Source organism: uncultured Thiothrix sp. (assembly GCF_937873765.1).
Lineage (GTDB): Bacteria > Pseudomonadota > Gammaproteobacteria > Thiotrichales > Thiotrichaceae > Thiolinea.
Genome location: NZ_CALMZC010000014.1, coordinates 129,778 through 148,286 on the forward strand (window position 1 = coordinate 129,778; position 18,509 = coordinate 148,286).

Annotated in this window: 15 protein-coding genes and 1 tRNA gene; 14 read left to right on the forward strand and 2 right to left on the reverse strand. The window is 44.7% G+C overall.

Annotated features, from left to right (window positions below; genetic code table 11):
- From nuoL to truB, 10 genes are all read left to right on the forward strand, one after another.
- Positions 1 to 2,028, forward strand: a complete 2,028-nt coding sequence (gene nuoL / locus Q0307_RS03845) for an NADH-quinone oxidoreductase subunit L (RefSeq protein WP_298656822.1) — start codon at positions 1 to 3, stop codon at positions 2,026 to 2,028.
- Positions 2,029 to 2,060: 32 nt separating this feature from the next.
- Positions 2,061 to 3,614 (forward strand): NuoM family protein, encoded by a 1,554-nt coding sequence (locus Q0307_RS03850; protein WP_298656824.1) that lies wholly within the window; start codon positions 2,061 to 2,063, stop codon positions 3,612 to 3,614.
- A complete protein-coding gene (gene nuoN, locus Q0307_RS03855; RefSeq protein WP_298656827.1) occupies positions 3,611 to 5,062 on the forward strand; it encodes an NADH-quinone oxidoreductase subunit NuoN in 1,452 nt (483 codons plus the stop codon). Before Q0307_RS03850 ends, nuoN begins: the two co-directional genes overlap by 4 nt.
- Positions 5,059 to 5,349, forward strand: coding sequence for a DUF2818 family protein (locus Q0307_RS03860; RefSeq protein WP_298656830.1), 291 nt, complete (start codon positions 5,059 to 5,061; stop codon positions 5,347 to 5,349). The genes nuoN and Q0307_RS03860 overlap by 4 nt, the downstream gene beginning before the upstream one ends.
- 71 nt (positions 5,350 to 5,420) lie before the next feature.
- Positions 5,421 to 5,497: transfer RNA gene (locus Q0307_RS03865), tRNA-Met, on the forward strand.
- Positions 5,498 to 5,561: 64 nt separating this feature from the next.
- Positions 5,562 to 6,050, forward strand: coding sequence for a ribosome maturation factor RimP (rimP, locus tag Q0307_RS03870; RefSeq protein ID WP_298656833.1), 489 nt, complete (start codon positions 5,562 to 5,564; stop codon positions 6,048 to 6,050).
- A complete protein-coding gene (gene nusA, locus Q0307_RS03875) occupies positions 6,047 to 7,537 on the forward strand; it encodes a transcription termination factor NusA (protein ID WP_298656835.1) in 1,491 nt (496 codons plus the stop codon). The genes rimP and nusA overlap by 4 nt, the downstream gene beginning before the upstream one ends.
- A gap of 19 nt (positions 7,538 to 7,556) precedes the next feature.
- Positions 7,557 to 10,388 (forward strand): translation initiation factor IF-2, encoded by a 2,832-nt coding sequence (gene infB, locus Q0307_RS03880; RefSeq protein ID WP_298656837.1) that lies wholly within the window; start codon positions 7,557 to 7,559, stop codon positions 10,386 to 10,388.
- Entirely contained in the window at positions 10,388 to 10,810 is a 423-nt protein-coding gene (gene rbfA / locus Q0307_RS03885) for a 30S ribosome-binding factor RbfA (protein ID WP_298656841.1), read from the forward strand. Before infB ends, rbfA begins: the two co-directional genes overlap by 1 nt.
- The gene (truB, locus tag Q0307_RS03890) at positions 10,810 to 11,727 is read left to right on the forward strand and encodes a tRNA pseudouridine(55) synthase TruB (RefSeq protein WP_366936746.1); all 918 of its coding nucleotides are present in this window, start codon (positions 10,810 to 10,812) and stop codon (positions 11,725 to 11,727) included. Before rbfA ends, truB begins: the two co-directional genes overlap by 1 nt.
- Positions 11,728 to 11,782: 55 nt before the next feature.
- Here the strand turns inward: truB and Q0307_RS03895 are convergent, their stop codons facing one another.
- Positions 11,783 to 13,972: an OsmC domain/YcaO domain-containing protein gene (locus tag Q0307_RS03895; protein ID WP_298656847.1), complete on the reverse strand. Its 2,190-nt coding sequence runs from the start codon at positions 13,970 to 13,972 to the stop codon at positions 11,783 to 11,785.
- A 50-nt stretch (positions 13,973 to 14,022) separates the two neighbouring features.
- Positions 14,023 to 15,630, reverse strand: coding sequence for an L-aspartate oxidase (nadB, locus tag Q0307_RS03900; RefSeq protein WP_298656850.1), 1,608 nt, complete (start codon positions 15,628 to 15,630; stop codon positions 14,023 to 14,025).
- A gap of 126 nt (positions 15,631 to 15,756) precedes the next feature.
- Here nadB and rpoE point away from each other — a divergent pair, with 126 nt between their 5' ends.
- From rpoE to Q0307_RS03920, 4 genes are read left to right on the forward strand one after another with little or no spacing between them, the layout of a single operon-like run.
- Entirely contained in the window at positions 15,757 to 16,332 is a 576-nt protein-coding gene (gene rpoE, locus Q0307_RS03905) for an RNA polymerase sigma factor RpoE (protein WP_298656851.1), read from the forward strand.
- A gap of 35 nt (positions 16,333 to 16,367) precedes the next feature.
- Positions 16,368 to 16,979, forward strand: a complete 612-nt coding sequence (locus tag Q0307_RS03910) for a sigma-E factor negative regulatory protein (RefSeq protein ID WP_298656854.1) — start codon at positions 16,368 to 16,370, stop codon at positions 16,977 to 16,979.
- Positions 16,969 to 17,937 (forward strand): MucB/RseB C-terminal domain-containing protein, encoded by a 969-nt coding sequence (locus Q0307_RS03915; RefSeq protein WP_298656857.1) that lies wholly within the window; start codon positions 16,969 to 16,971, stop codon positions 17,935 to 17,937. Before Q0307_RS03910 ends, Q0307_RS03915 begins: the two co-directional genes overlap by 11 nt.
- Positions 17,924 to 18,496 (forward strand): SoxR reducing system RseC family protein, encoded by a 573-nt coding sequence (locus tag Q0307_RS03920; protein ID WP_298656860.1) that lies wholly within the window; start codon positions 17,924 to 17,926, stop codon positions 18,494 to 18,496. Before Q0307_RS03915 ends, Q0307_RS03920 begins: the two co-directional genes overlap by 14 nt.
- Positions 18,497 to 18,509 lie beyond the last annotated feature (13 nt).

An 18,509-nucleotide genomic window follows, 5' to 3' on the forward strand; every position in this document is an offset into this window, starting at 1 on the left:
ATGAGTTTTATGTTAGTACTCATTGTTATTGCCCCTTTACTTGCCTCTATGGTAGTGGGTTTATTTGGGCATAAATTAGCTAAGACTTGGTCGCATCGGCTCACGACGGGTTCAGTAGCTTTATCCTTTTTACTCTCACTGTTTGTATTCAAAGTCGTAGCCCTAGATGGCGTTATTTTGCATGAGAATGTCTATCTTTGGGCCGAAGTCGATAGCATTAAAATGCAGTTTGGGTTCCTGATTGATAATCTTTCTGTATTAATGATGGTCGTGGTCACCTTTGTATCTTTGATGGTGCATATTTATACCATCGGTTATATGCATGATGATCCGGGCTATACGCGGTTCTTTAGCTATATTTCTCTATTTACTTTTGCCATGTTGTTATTGGTTATGAGTAATAACTTCCTGCAATTATTTTTTGGTTGGGAGTTAGTGGGCTTAGTTTCTTATTTATTGATTGGCTTCTGGTATAAGAAAGAAACTGCTGCCTATGCCAGCATGAAAGCTTTCATCGTGAATCGGATTGGTGATTTTGGATTTATTCTGGGGATTGCGGTCATTGTCGGCTATACCAGTACCTTTGATTATATTGAGGTTTTTTCAAAACTAGGTGTCTCTGTTGTTAAAGGCTCTATTGATTCTCCTTTGGATCCCCTCACTCAGGCTCTAGGTTTAAGTAATCAGGACTTAATTGCTTTACTGCTATTTATTGGTGCAATGGGTAAGTCTGCGCAAGTGCCCTTGCATGTATGGTTGCCGGATTCGATGGAGGGGCCAACACCGATTTCTGCTCTGATTCATGCAGCCACTATGGTGACTGCTGGCATCTTCTTGGTTGCACGTATGTCACCCTTCTATGAGCAATCGGATATGATATTGAATTTTATCTTAATTATTGGTGCGACTACAGCCTTCTTTATGGGACTGATTGCCATTGTTCAAACCGATATTAAGCGTGTGGTGGCTTATTCCACTTTATCTCAACTTGGGTATATGACTGTTGCTTTGGGAGCTTCTGCTTATTCAGCAGCGATATTTCATTTGATGACACATGCCTTTTTTAAAGCTCTGTTATTTTTAGCCGCAGGTTCAGTGATTGTAGCTATGCATCATGAGCAGGATATGCGCAAAATGGGTGGCCTACGGCGGCATATGCCGATCACCTATTGGACTGCAGTAGTTGGTGCTTTAGCTTTAAGTGGTATTCCGGTTTTCTCTGGATTCTTCTCCAAGGACCTCATTATTGAAGCCGTGCATCATTCGGAATTGCCTGCAGCTAGTTACGCTTATGTGATGGTGCTTTTAGGGGTAATAGTGACGGCTTTTTACACTTTCCGAATGATTTTTATGGTCTTCCATGGTGACGAACGTATGGATGATTCGACTTTAGTTCATCTAAAAGAATCACCACGTGTCATTACTATACCGCTAGTTGTATTAGCAGTTCCTTCGATATTAGCTGGCTTTTTCATTGGGCCAATAGTGATGGGGGATTTCTTCTCACAGGTCTTAGTTCAAGCCCGCAGTGTGATGTATGGTTCAGAAGATGTAACGACAATTATGGTTAATTCAATCAGCCATCAATCCATGCTTATGCTGCGTGAAAGTTATCACGGGGTGTTAAGCTTCATTGGGCATGGCTTATCATCTTTACCGTTTTGGTTAGCTTTAGCTGGGATTGGTTTGGCTTGGTGGGTCTATGTTAAAGACGATACGTTAGCTGATAAAGCACATGACAAACTACCTTGGCTCTATCGCTGGCTAGACAATAAATACTATATCGATAGCTTTAACCAAAAGTTTTTTGCTAATGGTTTGGTCTATCTAGGGACAGGACTATGGAGCTTTATTGATCGTCTGCTCATTGATGGTTTGTTAGTGAATGGTGTAGGGCGTGTGATTGGATGGAGTGCAGGTTGGGCACGTAAGGTGCAAACTGGTTATGTCTATCATTACGCCTTTGCGATGGTGGTGGGCTTAGCATTAATGCTGGGCTGGATTTTGTTAGCCTTGAGATCAGCCTAGGGTTGGCGGAACATAATGCGAGATAGTAATTTATGATGGAATGGCCAATCCTTAGTTTTTTGATTTGGCTGCCAATTATGGGTGGCTTGGGCGTGCTTATTGTCGGTGATCGTTACGGTGCACGGCAGGCTGCTTTATTGTTGGCAGCAATAGCTTTTTTGCTCAGCTTACCCTTGTATTTTGCCTATGATGCAGCAGCCGGCACAATGCAATTCACTGAAACCTTTAGTTGGATTGACGCGCTCGGCGTGCATGTTAATTATGATCTGGGGGTGGATGGAGTTTCGATTGCTTTAATTTTACTCAATACTTTCATGACGTTGTTGGTTTTAACGGCTTCGTGGGACTCTGTTAAGGAACGAGTCGATCAATATATGGCTGCTTTCTTGATTATGGAAGGCTTAGTCAATGGCGTATTCATGGCACGTGATGCTTTATTGTTCTACGTGTTTTTCGAGGGGATGCTGATTCCTTTATTCCTGATTTTAGGGGTTTGGGGGGGAGCACAACGCATTCATGCTACTATTAAATATTTTATTTATACGTTTGCAGGTTCGGTCTTTTTATTAGTAAGTCTAATTTATCTTTATACCCAGACTAGTAATGGTAGTTTCTTTTTGCCTGATTTATATGCACTCACTAATTTAAGTGAAAATGCACAGATGTTAGTCTTTTTATCTTTTTTAGTCGCTTTTGGGGTTAAAGTTCCTTTATGGCCTTTGCATACGTGGTTGCCCGAAGCTTACTCACAAGCACCAACGGGTGGTTCGGTGATGTTAGCTGCGATCAGCGTTAAGGTAGGTGGCTATGCCTTTTATCGCTTAGCCATGCCGATTGTGCCTGAGGCCTCGCATGACTGGGCTTTGTTAGTAGTAAGTCTTTCCTTAGTCGCGATTGTGTATATGAGTTTGCTTGCTTTAGTTCAGACTAATTTAAAGAAATTGGTGGCTTATTCTTCTGTTGCGCATATGGGTTTTGTCACCCTAGGTTTCTTCTTAGTATTCAAATTACAAGGTTTGGCCTTTGTTGATGCCAATACGAGTGGCAGTATACTGGCTGTACAAGGTGCAATGATTCAAATGGTTTCGCATGGCTTTGTTGCCGGTGCTTTGTTCCTTGCCGTCGGTATGTTATTTGAGCGCATGCAAACAGTTGAGATCAGCGCCTATCAAGGTATTACTAGTCGCATGCCGCTTTTCGCAGCTTTCTTTATGCTGTTTGCGATGGCAAATGTGGGTTTGCCGGGCACTTCAGGTTTTGTGGGTGAGTTTTTTGTGATTTTGGCCAGTGCTAAAGCACACTTCTGGGTAGCTTTCATTGCTGCAACCACCCTGATTCTGGGTGCTGCTTATACTTTATGGGCAGTTAAGCGGGTGCTGTTTGGTGAAGTGAATAGCAGCGAAGTGAATAAGTTAAACGATCTCAATCGTCGAGAGTTTGCAATTTTGGCGGTTTTAGCACTTGCGATTTTAGGCTTGGGTTGGTGGCCTGAGCCACTAACTCGATTAATGGAAGGCTCGATTCGCGAGTGGATGATGATTGTGTCGCCATCAGACCTGATGCCTGTAGTGAAGGGGAGTTCATGATGGCCGCTTTTGAAATTGCTCGTCCCGAAATCTTCTTATTAGCTGCCCTGTGTGTAGTTTTATTGTTGGATTTATTTTTAGGTAAAGAATCACGAGTGATTACTTATTTAGCTACTCAAGCTTCTTTACTGACTACAATTTTATTGGTTTATAGCTCTTTCTTTAATCGTCCTGATAAAACAGTTGGCCTTGATGGGATGTATATGGTCGATGAAATGGCTGGTGTACTGAAAATAGCTATTTTATTGATTTCTATTTTAGCGTTTGCCTGTGCACGTAAATATCTGCGTGATCAAGATATGTGGAGAGGTGAGTTCTTTGTGCTAGGGATGAGTGCTATTTTAGGTATGCTGATCATGGTATCTGGCTATCATCTATTAGTGCTATATCTTGGTTTAGAGCTACTATCGTTATCGATGTATGCGCTAGTTGCGATGCGCCGCGATGATGCTCAAGCCACGGAAGCCGCGATTAAATATTTTGTACTTGGCGCGGTAGCTTCTGGTTTCCTGCTATATGGGATGTCAATGCTGTATGGTATTAGTGGTTCTTTAGAACTCAATACCATTCGTGAGTATTTTACTAATCAGCCTGATATTGCGACTAACTTGCCTTTAATGTTTGCCTTGACTTTTATTGTTGCAGGCTTAGCTTTTAAATTAGGTGTAGTGCCTTTTCATATGTGGTTACCTGATGTCTATCAGGGTACACCTACAGCGGTTACCTTATTCTTAAGTAGCGCCCCTAAAATCGCTGTATTTGCTTTAGTGATTCGCTTAATGGCAGAGGCTTTGGAGCCTGCCCAAAGTGCATGGTCACAAATGATTATACTGCTGGCGCTTCTGTCGATTGGTTTAGGCAATATCTTAGCGCTGGCACAAAATAATTTAAAACGTCTATTTGCTTACTCAGCGATTTCTCATATGGGCTTCATGCTGATGGGGATAGTGATGAATACCCATGTGGGGCATAGCGCAGCGATGTTCTATATTTTACTCTATGCGATGATGTCTGCTGGGGCTTTTGCGATGCTTATCTTATTAGGCCGCAAAGGTTACGAAGTGAGCCAGCTAGAGGATTTAAAGGGCTTAAGCGGTCGCCATCCCTGGTTCGCTTTAATGTTCCTGCTGCTACTATTTTCAATGGCGGGGATTCCTCCGACGGCTGGTTTCTATGCGAAATTCGCAGTGATCGAAGCCGTGGTACAAGCTAAGTTTGTTTGGGCTGCGGTGTTCATGGTCGTCATGTCTGTGGTAGGTGCTTTCTATTATTTGCGGATTATTAAGGTCATGTATTTTGATAAACCTAATGATCAACCGCCAATTGAAGCCGATATGGATATTCGTATACTGGTGAGCGCGAATGGCTTGCTCATGATTTTATTAGGAATTTTCCCCGGTGTGCTCATGGGTATTTGTGATTTAGCTTTAATCGCGAGCCGTTTATGAGTTTGCAGTCTTATCAATGGATTTATTTAGCAGTGGTGATAGCTTTAGCTAATTTGCCTTGGCTGAATGAGCGTTGTTTCTTTGTATTACAATGTGCAAAAAAGTCGGCTTGGATACGTTTATTTGAGTGGTTGATTTTGTACTTTGTAGTAGGAAGCTTTGGCTATTTGCTAGAGCAACGTGTCATGGGTAGCAATCATGCGCAAGATTGGGAATTTTACGCGGTTACTGTGGCCTTGTTTATGGTGTTTGCTTTCCCCGGTTTTGTTTATCGTCATATTCGTTAAAACTATTTTAGTTATTTTTAAATTAGAGCTTGCATCTGCTCCTGAAAGTCTCTATAGTTCACAACCTCTGATGCGGGGTGGAGCAGTCTGGCAGCTCGTCGGGCTCATAACCCGAAGGTCGTAGGTTCAAATCCTGCCCCCGCTACCAAACATATAAAAAGCCCCTTTATGGGGCTTTTTTATTACCTCGTAAAATAGCTCTAACGGTTACTATGCAAGAACGTTTAAATGCGCTGATTCACACCACGGTCACAGGTCTTGGCTATGAGTTGTGGGGCTTTGAATACCGTCCGTATGCGGAAAGTGCTTTATTGCGCATTTTCATCGATTCACCGAATGGTATTACCGTCGATGATTGTGGAAAAGTCAGCAACCAGCTAGGTGCTGCTTTAGATGTAGAGGATTTAATTCCAGTGGCCTATGTACTGGAAGTCTCTTCGCCCGGAGTGGATCGAGTGTTATTCACTCCAGAGCAATATCAACGCTATATCGGCGAAAAACTCAAAGTTCGGACGCAATTACCGGTGCAGGCACGGCGTAATTTTGTGGGTGTGCTGTGTGCAGCCACTGCCGAAGCCATTACGCTTGAGCTAGAGGATGGGAGCTGCGAAATCCCGTATGCAGTGATTGATCGGGGTCGCTTGGTCTATGAGATGAAAACAACGCCTAAAAAAGGAAAAAGGAGCGGTGCACATTCATGAATAAAGAAATCCTCTACGTTGTTGATGCAGTTTCCAACGAAAAAAACGTCGGTAAAAGTTTAATTTTTGAAGCCGTTGAAACCGCTTTAGCCATGGCGACTCGTAAGCGCTTCGGCATGCATATGGATGTCCGGGTCGCAGTTAACCGCAATACAGGCGATTATGATACTTATCGTCGTTGGTTAGTGGTGGATGATGAAGATCCCAACTTTGAAAGTCCTGAGCGCCAAATTTTATTGAGTTATGCACAAAATCGCGGTTTGAGTGCGCAAGTTGGCGAATATATCGAAGAAAAAATTGAGTCAGTAGAATTTGGGCGGATAGCTGCACAAACCGCTAAACAAGTGATTGTGGCTAAAGTACGTGAGGCAGAGCGTGAGAAATTAGTCTCTAGCTATCGCGGCAAAGTAGGTCAGCTTATTATGGGCACGGTAAAGCGTGTTGATCGTAAAGGTGTTTTCTTGGATTTGGGCGATAATGCTGAGGCTTTAATTCCAAGAGAAGAGATGATTCCGCGTGAAATGGTGCATAATAGCGCGCGCATGCGTGGCTATCTGAAAGAAATTCGTCAAGAACAGCGTGGGCCACAAATTATTGTGAGCCGTAGCGATGTCAATTTCTTGATTGAACTCATGAAGCTTGAAGTTCCTGAAATCAATCAAGAGATGATTGATATTATGGGGGCTGCGCGTGATCCTGGTTCACGTGCTAAAGTAGCCGTGCGTGCTAATCTGCCGAACATTGATCCGGTGGGGGCCTGCGTGGGGATGCGTGGTTCGCGTATTCAGACTGTTACTACCGAATTAAATGGTGAACGGGTCGATATTGTGCTGTGGAATGACGATATCGCGACTTACGTGATGAATGCAATGGCTCCTGCGGAGGTCTTATCAATTGTGGTCGATGAAGACAAAAAAACTATGGATATTGGGGTTGATAAAGACAAGCTTTCCCAAGCCATCGGTAAAGGTGGGCAGAATGTACGTTTGGCTAGCGAATTAACTGGCTGGACTTTGAATGTGATGAGTGTAGAAGAAGCTGAGGCGAAAACTGAGGCTGAACAGCAAGCAGTTTTGGAGTTATTTATTAATCGCCTTGATGTGGATGAAGAAGTGGCCATTATCTTAGTCGAAGAAGGCTTTTCGACTCTTGAAGAAGTCGCTTATGTACCTCGTGAAGAGTTTTTAGAAATTGAAGCTTTTGACGAGGAAATCGTTAATGAGCTGCGAGAGCGTGCGCGTACTGCCTTATTAACTGAGGCAATTGCCAAAGATACGCCTATCCCAGCAGATGACTTATTGACGATGAAAGGTATGGATACTGAATTAGCTTATAAACTAGCTGAAAAAGGTGTCCGTACCATGGAGGATTTAGCCGAGCAATCGGTTGATGAATTATTAGAGATTGAGGGTATGGACGAGAGTCGTGCTGCTCAATTGATCATGACTGCGCGTGAGCCTTGGTTTAAGGACAGCGAGTCGGCCTAACTCAACAGGAGGACAATAAATGTCAGATATTCAGGTAAAAGCACTCGCCGCGATGGTGAAAGCTCCTGTTGATGTATTGATGCGACAGCTAAAAAAAGCAGGCATTGAGGTCAACAGCCCAGAAGATAAAATTACGGATGCGCAAAAGCTGATGTTGTTAGAGCGTATTAAAAACGAAGCAAGTAGTGGACGAACTGAGACGGTGGATAATCGTAATACAGGTGCAGGTAAAATTACTTTAAAGCGTGCTACTCCTGGTGGAGCTGGTGGTAATGACCGCAAACCGCAGGGTGTCGAGGTAAGACGCAAGAAAACTATTAACCTGCGTAATAGTGAAGCAGAGGCTCAGGCGGATCGTGCTGCAGAGCAGCGTGCTGAGGTTTTAGCCCGTCAAGCACAGTCTGATCGTCGTACCCGTGAAGCTTTAATTGAAAAAGCTGAACGTGAACGGCGTGAACTCGAGCTACAACGTATTCGCCGTCAAAAAGAAGCTGCTGCACAAGTACAGGTACCTGTTACAGTCGCTCCCGTTGAAGTGGTTGTGGCATCTCAAGCAGTCATTGTTGAGCCAGTAGCTGTTGAAAATACTGCTAATTTGGTTTCGGTAGCAGAAGCTACGCCTGTTTCAATACCATCTGTGGAAATTGAGCAGCCAGTGGTGGCTCCGGCATCACAGGATGCAAATCCTGAGTTTATCGAAGAGAATGAGTCTCCGGAAGCAGTTGCAGGTAGAGATGTAGCGCCGGTTTCAGGGATGGAGCAACGTCAGATCGTAGCAGATGCGGCTCGTCAAGAGGCTTCAGATGCTCTCAAACGTCGTCCGTCGCGTGCCAAGCCTAAGCAGTCGTTAGCACCGAAACATGTGATTGGTTTAGAGGATGAAGAGCCTGCTGAGCGTGTTGCTTCGCCTTTAGTCGATAACGATGAGGGTGATGAAGCTAAACGTGGTGAGAAGAAAAAAGTTAAAACCCGTGGACGTGAGAATGAGCGTGGGAATACACCGGTTATTCAACATAAGGGCAACAAACGTAAACCGGGTCGTGCTCCAGAGCGCGAGGTAAAACACGGTTTCGAGAAACCGACTGCGCCAGTGATTCGGGAAATCGAAATTCCATCGACCATTCTTGTTTCTGACTTAGCACAGAAGCTGGCGATTCGTGCCACAGACATCATTAAATCGATGATGAAAATGGGCATGATGGTGACAATTAACCAATCTATTGATCAAGAAACTGCAATTCTGGTCGCAGAGGAGTTGGGTCACAAAGCTACTCCAATGCAAGTAATGGATGATGAGGCGATCTTAGCGTCTGTATTAGGTGACAACAGTGATGTTGAGGTAGAAACGCGTCCACCCGTGGTTACTATCATGGGTCACGTTGATCACGGTAAAACCTCCTTGCTGGATTATATCCGCAAAACACGGGTTGCTTCGGGTGAAGCTGGTGGGATTACTCAGCATATCGGGGCTTATCATGTGGATACGAGCCGTGGGACTGTTACTTTCTTAGATACGCCCGGTCATGCGGCCTTTACTAAAATGCGCGCGCGTGGTGCACAAGTCACCGATATTGTTATTCTGATCGTGGCTGCTGATGATGGTGTCATGCCACAAACCAAAGAAGCGATTCAGCACGCAAAAGAAGCGAATGTACCGATGGTGGTGGCGATTAATAAGATCGATAAACCACAAGCTGATGTGGATCGGGTTTTAAACGATCTATCGCAAGTTAATGTACTTACGGAAGAGTGGGGCGGCGATGTCCCAGTAGTACGCGTATCAGCGAAGACGGGAGTTGGTATTGATGAACTGCTTGAGACTATTCTGTTGGTAGCCGAAGTGCAAGAACTTAAAGCTCCAGTCGATGTACCTGCTAAAGGTACAGTGATTGAAGCGAGTATTGAGCGCGGTCGAGGTGCGGTCGCGACAGTATTGATTCGTGAAGGCACATTACGCAAAGGCGATATTCTCCTTTGTGGTACTCAATATGGGCGGGTACGTGCATTGTTTGATGAGACCGGTCGTTCAGTGAAAGAAGCGGGGCCATCGATCCCAGTTGCAGTGGTTGGTTTATCTTCTGCGCCTGAAGCGGGTGACGAGGCTTTCGTCGTGAGTGATGAGCGTAAAGCTCGTGAAATTGCTGAGCTGCGCCAAGAGAAGTTACGTGATAGCCGCTTCGCTGCACAAAACAGTTCCAAGCTGGATAATATGTTTAGCCAGATGCAAACCGGTGCACGTGCACAGATTAATCTCTTGGTTAAAGCGGATGTGCAGGGTAGCGTCGAGGCGATTCGTAGCGAGTTACTCAAGCTTTCAACCGACGAAGTTGAAGTGCGGATTATCTCTTCAGGCATTGGTGGCTTGAATGAGAGTGATATGGACTTAGCAGCCGCCTCTAAAGCGATTGTGGTAGCCTTTAACGTGCGTGCCGATGCAGGGGCACGCCGCTTAGCGCAAGATAATGATGTAGAGATTCGTTACTACAGCATTATTTACGACGTCATTAATGATGTACGTGCAGCGATGAGCGGTATGTTGTCTCCAGAAACTCGTGAAGTCTTCTTAGGCTTGGCTGAAGTTCGCAATGTGTTCCGCGCTTCTGGCTTTGGTCAGGTTGCAGGTTGCTTGGTGGTTGAAGGTGTAGTGCGCCGTGGTAACCCTATCCGTGTATTGCGTGATAATGTGGTTATCTATGAAGGTGAATTGGAGTCTTTACGTCGCCATCGTGATGATGTGAAAGAGGTTCAGGTCGGTACTGAGTGCGGTATTGCGGTGAAAGACTACAACGATGTGCGGGTAGGCGACCAAATTGAGGTCTTCGAGCATGTACAAGTGGCGCGGAGTATCTAATGCCCTCACATTCACCTCGTCAGGGTTATTCACGTAGTGACCGTGTTGCTGAGCAGTTACAGCGTGATTTAGCTCAGCTAGTGCGCGAGTTAAAAGACCCGCGTCTTGGCATGGTTACACTGTTAGATGTGGTTGTTTCTAAAGACTTAGCGCATGCGAAAGTTTGGTTTGATGTCTTAGATGTTGATCAGGCGAAACCAGCGGAAGAAATTCTCAATCATGCAGCGGGCTTCCTGCGGCATGAATTGGGGCGTGGCTTGAAACTGCGCGTTACGCCAGAGCTTAAGTTCTTCTATGATGATACTCAACGCCGTGGTAATGAACTCTCCGCGATTATTGATCAAGCGGTTGCTTCAGATCGTTTGAATCATCCCGATGATGAGCCTGAGCAGGCTAAGCCAGACTTAGACTCTGAAAAGTAATCCTCTTGGCACCCTGTCAGTTTCGCAAACTCGATGGAATTTTATTGCTAGATAAGCCTTTAGGCATGTCTAGCAATAAGGCTTTGCAAGAGGCGCGTTTCCTATTTGCTGCCGAAAAAGCGGGGCATACGGGTAGTTTAGATCCTCTCGCTAGCGGCCTGCTTCCTCTCTGTTTTGGTGAAGCTACCAAAGTTTCTGGCTTTCTCCTCGATGCAGATAAATCCTATATCACCACCGCACGTTTTGGTTATACCAGTAATACGGGCGACGAGGAGGGTGAGAAGCAACTCATTCAAGCCCATCCCAAGATCACTTCTGAAAAACTTGAGGTGGTTTTAGCTCAATTTCGTGGTGAAATTCAGCAAATTCCCCCCATGTATTCCGCTTTAAAAAAAGATGGCCAGCCGCTTTATAAATTAGCTCGCCAAGGGATTGAGGTGGAGCGTGTACCGCGTAATGTAGTAATTCATGATTTAAAGCTTTTAGACTGTTCCGCTGAAAGTGCCACTTTAGAGGTGCAATGTAGTAAAGGCACTTATATTCGTAGTTTAGTAGAGGATATTGGAGCGACCTTAGGGGTTGGTGCTTATGTGGCTAGTTTGCGGCGTACAGCAGTCTCCCCATTCAATAGCTTGCCGATGTATAGTTTAGAGGCATTGACAGCTTTTAAAGATCAACGAGAGCACTTAGATGAGCTATTACTGCCTATTGATCAAGCGCTCATGCATTTGCCTGAATTGGATTTAAATGAAGCAGAATCTTTGTTAATTCAGCAAGGACAAAAGCTCGCTTTAGAGAAAAATATTCAGCCCGGACTTTATCGCTTGTATAAAAATATCAATGAGCAGGCACAGTTTATGGGTATGGGGGAACTCAGCAATAATGTATTGCGAGTCAAGCGCTTATTAGCCTATTGAGCAGTCAAATCCAATAGGTCTAAGTGAATGCTTGCTTGGTTTTTATCTCAAACTTTTAGCTCTTAAGCATTCCACGTGCCCTTGCAGTATGCAGCTTTTTGTAACTTTCAATTAGGCGTAAATGTTTATCCAAACCTTCAAGCTGGCTATTAGTAGGCGTCAGCCCATAAAAACGTACACTGCCTTCCACTGAACCTAGCACGGCATCCATGACTGTTTGGCCAAACAGTCGAGTTAAATTAGGTAGAAAATCTGTTATGGCTAGTTCTTCATCCAATTCAATGGTTAATACGGTTTGCAGTGCTCGATAAAACAAGCCACGTTCAACTGTATTAGTATTGTATTGCAAGAATTGTTCAACTTTTTCGAGCGCTTCTTCATGCTGAGCTAGAGCTAAATGGATCAGGAGTTTTAGCTCTAAAATAGTTAGCTGACCCCAGACCGTGTTTTCGTCAAACTCAATACCAATCAGGGTAATAATATCTGTGTAATCATCAAGTTGGCTATCCTCTAATCGCTCAACTAAATCATTTAATTGCTCATCGGATAGTTGATGTAAGTTCAAAATATCATGGCGATAATCCAAGGCTTTATTGGTGTTATCCCAGATTAAATCTTCAATCGGATACACTTCAGAATAATCCGGCACTATAATCCGGCAAACAGGCAGACCCAAATCTTCATGAACTGCCATGTAAACTTCTTTGCCTAGTGCTTCTAAAATGGCGAATAAACGCTGCGCCTCTTGTGCAGTCGTACCGGAAAAATCCCACTCACAGAACTCATAATCAGCCTTGTTACTGAAAAAACGCCAAGAAATTACTCCTGAAGAATCAATAAAATGCTCGACGAAATTATTCGGTTCAGACACCGCTAAGCTATTAAAAGTAGGGGGCTGAAAATCATTTAAGCCTTCAAAGCTGCGCCCCTGCAATAGTTCAGTTAAGCTACGCTCTAACGCAATTTCTAAGCTTGGATGTGCGCCAAAAGACGCAAATACGCCGCCATTGTGTGGATTCATTAAGGTCACACAAGCAACAGGAAATTGCCCGCCTAAAGATGCATCTTTAACCAGCACCGGAAAACCTTGCGCTTCGAGTGCCCTAATGCCGTCTATTAGTTTGGGGTATTTGCTCAAAACTGCAGGTGGCACATCAGGTAGGGTTAATTCATTTTCAATAATTTCTTTTTTGACCGCACGCTCGAAAATTTCCGATAAACATTGTACCTGCGCTTCAGCGAGGGTATTACCCGCACTCATGCCATTACTGAGATACAGGTTTTCCAACAAATTAGAGGGGAAATAGACGATTTCACCATCCGATTGACGCACAAAGGGCAAAGCACAGATTCCGCGTGTTTTATTGCCGGAGTTGGTATCAATTAAATGCGCGGTACGCAACTCGCCATCAGGGTTGTAAATGGCAAGGCAGTAATCATCCAATAATCCTTTTGGTAAGCGTCCATTTAAGCCTGCTTTGAACCAACGTTCATTCGGATAATGTACGAAAGCACTATTTGCGATGGCTTCACCGAAATATTGGTCATTATAGAAAAAATTACAGCTTAAGCGTTCAATGAACTCACCTAAAGCTGAACAGAGTGCACTTTCTTTACTAACACCTTTGCCATTGGTAAAGCACGTGGGGGAGGCTGAATCACGAATATGTAAAGACCACACATGCGGGACGAGATTTCGCCACGAAGCAATCTCAATTTTCATGCCTAAATTCGCCAGGATTTGAGTCATGTTGGCAATCGTTTGCTCTAAAGGTAAATCCTTACCCGCGATAAACGTACGTGCTTCGCTATCTGGCTTGAAGGTTAGTAAAGCTTGCGCATCTTCATCTAAATTATTGACGGTTGCAATCTGAAACTCAGGCTCGGCTTGCACTACTTTTTTGACGGTACAGCGTTCAATCGAACGCAAAATGCCTTCCCGATCTTTCGCAGAAAAGCTTTCTGGCAACTCCACTTGAATCTTAAAAATCTGCTGATAACGATTTTCAGGGTCGACGATATTGTTTTGTGACAGGCGAATCTGCTCGGTCGGCAAATTACGTGCTAAACAGTAGACGCGTACAAAATAGCCTGCACAGAGTGCTGAAGACGCTAAAAAGTAATCAAAGGGGCTAGGAGCAGAACCATCGCCTTTATAACGGATTGGCTGATCCGTGATGACCGTAAAATCATCAAATTTGGCTTCAAGCCGCAGATTTTCAAGAAAGTTAACTTTAATTTCCATGCACGGAGGTTCCGAGATAAAAGTGAGCCAGATTGTGGCAATAACCTAGCTTAACGATGACAGTAATGCATGCTGATTGGGTCAAGAATCGTAGGCGTCTTTTCAAATTTCGGATTCGGCTTTGGATAGTCTAGGGTATAATGTAAACCTCGACTTTCCTTACGGCTCAAGGCAGAGCGGATAATCAACCAAGCCACCATGGCTAAATTACGCAGCTCGATCAAATCGCTGGTAATGCGGAAATGAGCGTAATACTCATTAATTTCGCTAAGTAATAGCTCAATCCGATGCTGGGCGCGTTGTAAGCGTTTAGTAGTGCGTACTATGCCTACATAGTCCCACATGAAGCGGCGAATTTCGTCCCAGTTGTGAGTGACTACGACGAGTTCATCGGAGTCAGTGACGCGGCTTTCATCCCAAGCAGGCAATTCTGGTGGGGTAAATTCCTCATCTAAGCGCTGCGCAATATCCGTACTAGCCGCCTGACCGAACACAATGCACTCTAATAAAGAGTTACTCGCCATGCGGTTGGCGCCATGTAAGCCGGTGTACGCAGCCTCACCAATGCAGTAAAGGCCGTCAATATCCGTTTTACCGTGTAGATTAGTGAGTACACCGCCGCAGGTATAATGTGCAGCAGGTACTACCGGAATGGGTTGCTTAGTCATGTCATAGCCAAATTCTAAACAGGTGGCATATACATTCGGGAAATGGCTTTTAATGAACTCAGCAGGCTTATGGCTAATATCCAGATAAACACAGGCAATCCCTAAGCGTTTCATTTCATGGTCAATGGCACGGGCTACAATATCGCGCGGGGCTAACTCGGCACGCGGATCGAATTTAGGCATGAAGCGTGTGCCATCCGGTAATAATAAATGTCCACCTTCACCGCGTACTGCTTCCGTAATCAGATGTGATTTAGCACGTGGGTGATAGAGACAAGTCGGATGGAATTGCATGAATTCCATGTTCGCGATTCGACAACCTGCTCGCCAAGCCATTGCTATTCCATCACCGCTTGCCCCATCTGGATTGCTGGTATACAAATAAACTTTACTGGCGCCACCGGTGGCAATCACTGTGAAACGTGCACGCATGGGTTCGATGCTTTGATCTTGGCGATTGTGTACATACGCGCCAACCACGCGATTGCCAGCCATGCCGAGTTTACGGGTAGTAATCAGATCAATGGCGATATGCTGCTCGAAAGTGTGAATATTTTCACGCTGCCGTAAGCGCTCGACTAACGTAGTTTCTAAAGCATAACCACTAGCATCGGCTGCATGCGCAATCCGGCGATGACTATGCCCCCCTTCACGGGTTAAATGCAGCGGTGAATTTTGGTCGTGATCATCTTCGCGGGTAAAGGGGACACCTTCATCCAGTAGCCAATTAATCGATTGAGCACCATGTTCAACCGTAAAGCGAACTGCATCAACATTGCACAGGCCAGCGCCTGCATTTAAGGTATCAGCCACATGCGACTCCGTGCTATCGCGCACATCTAGGACGGCTGAAATCCCCCCTTGTGCATAATACGTGCTACCTTCAGTAATAGCATTCTTGCTGAGTACAGCAATTTGACAGGTTTGGGGTAGATTAAGAGCCAAAGTTAAACCGGCGGCTCCACTGCCTATTATCAACACATCATACATAGTGTGCGTTTATCCTTGATACCCTGAATTAGCGGTTGAAAATATTCTATTCTTAACTCGCACACTGTAGCATATAACGCTTTCGGAAATGACCGAAACACACTAACCGTAAGGAGTAATGCCCGCATGGGCACGAGTTTAACTGATCTTGAGCTAGTTCAACGTGTTCAAGCCGGGGATAAAAAATCTTTTGATGTTTTAGTATTAAAATATCAGCATAAAGTGATTAATCTAGTCATGCGCTATATGCACGACCCCGATACTGCACAAGATGTTGCTCAAGAAACCTTTATTAAGGCTTATCGTGGCTTAAAGAATTTCCGTGGTGAGTCCGCTTTTTATACATGGTTGTATCGGATTGCGATTAATACCGCGAAGAATCATCTCGTCTCACAAGGTCGGCGTGCGCCAACCAATGATATTGATGCAGATGAAGCGGAACAATTTGAGGGTGAGTCGGCTCTAAAGGAATACGGCACACCAGAAAATGAAATGCTGCGCGATGAAATCCAATCCATCGTCAGTAATGCCATCGATGCATTACCGGATGATTTGCGCACGGCAATTGTGCTACGCGAGCTAGAAGGGATGAGCTACGAAGAAATAGCAGAGGCAATGGATTGCCCCATTGGTACTGTGCGTTCACGGATTTTTCGTGCGCGTGAGTCAATTGATAAGGTTTTGCAACCCTTATTGCGTTAGGCAGTCTAAGGCATGTAGAACTCAGGTAAAATATTATGAATGCTAGTAAAGAAGAATATCTATCAGCGGTCTTAGATGATGCCGTTGATGGTGTTGAGCGCGCTTCAGTTTTGAATGCGCTCAGAGAAGATGCAGAGTTGGGGAATACTTTAAGTCGTTATGCGCTGATTGGCGAAGTCATGCGCTCCAGCAATAAACCCGTGGTGGCTAAAGCGGACTTCTTAGCAGGAATCCACGCTAGCTTAGATGATGAGCCTGTCTACGATGAAAAAGTAATCGACTTATCCAGTCGTACTCTTAAACGTGAAACCCAAAGTGCAACTAGCTTACCCCCACTGCAGTTCAAGCGACCCAAGAAGCAAGCTTATGTGATTGGCTTGGCAACAGCGGCGGCTGTAATAGCCGTGGTAGGTGGATCGATCTGGCTGAATCAGCCTCTTAAGCAAACCGAAATGGTCGATAATGCACCGCTTCAACCAGCCGCTTTAGTGCAATTAGCACAGGCAAAACCGATCCGTTCAGCGAATCAACTAGATCCTCAGAGCCGAGATGTGCTCAAACAGTATGTAGCACAGCATGTTAAATATGCCTCAACTACAGCGATTGTTCCTTCGGTCAGGGCTGTCTCTTACTCGAATGATTACTAAATATAAGCTTAAGTTAGTCGTTGCTACACTCGGTCTGCCATTCTTTTGGGTTCAGCCGAGTATGGCTGCTGATGCCTTGGAGTTGCTAGATCGCATGCAATCGGCAGTTTATGATTTAGATTACACAGGGCAAGTGGTGTATTCCAAAGGTGATGAGTTATCAACCTACCGAATTACACATCAAGCTGGGCAAGAACAAGAAAGCGTGGTGCGACTAAATCAGGGGGATGGCGAAACTGGTAGTCAAGTTGAGAGCTTTTCGCTGTCGAAGTTTGGCAATCCGCATGCTTCTGGCACTAAGGCCTATGCCTTTGATTTAGGTGGTACAGCGCGTGTAGCCGAGCATGATTGCCAAATAGTAGTCGTGCGCCCTAAAGACAAAATGCGCTACCTGCAGCGTTACTGCATAGACCCTAAAACTGGCATGTTGTTGAAATATTCACTCATGGATCGTGAGCAACAAGTACTCGAACAATTAATGTTCACTCAGCTTTCCATTGATATTAAAGCAGCAATGCCAGCAAGTGATTTAAATGTGGGTAGTACTCAAGTGGCACCTATACCAGTTGCAGCAGCTACTATGACTATGGATAGAGCTAGAATGGCGAAGGCAAGTGAGTCTGCAAGTCCAGTGGCAAAACCGATTTCGACCGATCCTAATAATCTAGGCAATTGGCGCTTTGAGAACCTGCCTGCAGGCTTCAAAGTGGTTAAAGTGATTCCTCAAGCCGACAATAATAACGTTCATCAGATTGTGCTATCGGATGGCATGGCCTCTGTGTCAGTATTTGTTGCACCGGCCGCTGCGGCTAAAGATATCGATCAGTTGTCTTATGCCAATGGTGCAACGCATATTTTGGGTTTAGAACTAGCGGGACATTTAATTACTTTTGTCGGTGAAGTGCCTGAATCAACCTTGCAGGCAATTCAGAAAGGCTTAAGGTATGTTACTCGATAATACGCCGGAAAGATCAAAAAATGATCTATTGAATACCAACAATAATCGGCAAAGGCTAGAAGGGATGATTGAACAAACTGCACGGGTTGTGAGCACGCAGCATGGACATGCTTGGGTTCTACCTTCAAATTCGACTAACTGTAAAGCTTGCTCGGTAAAGTCAGGTGCAGGCTGCTCTAATGCATTTAGCTTTTTTAATTCCTCAAAAGCAAAATGTGAGCCTATCTATGTGCAAAATCCTTTGCATGCTAAGCCCGGCGATGAAGTCATTATTGGTACTCAAAGCACTACCTTAGTGCTCTATTCCTTATTGGCTTATCTTTTACCTTTAGTCAGTATGTTGGTATTTTCTATTTTAGGCTCACAAGTGTTTCAAATGCTGAGCTTTCCTCAAGAGGCTGGTGCAATTCTTGCTGGAGTCGCAGGTTTATTGAGTGGCTTTAAATTGGCAAACTGGCTGGCAGTGCATATGCATCAAACGCATGAAGGTATGCACCCAGTTATTCTGCGCCATAAAGACCACTTTATTTATCCAGCTAGTGGTATTTCTCACGTTTAAATACTAGGCAGTT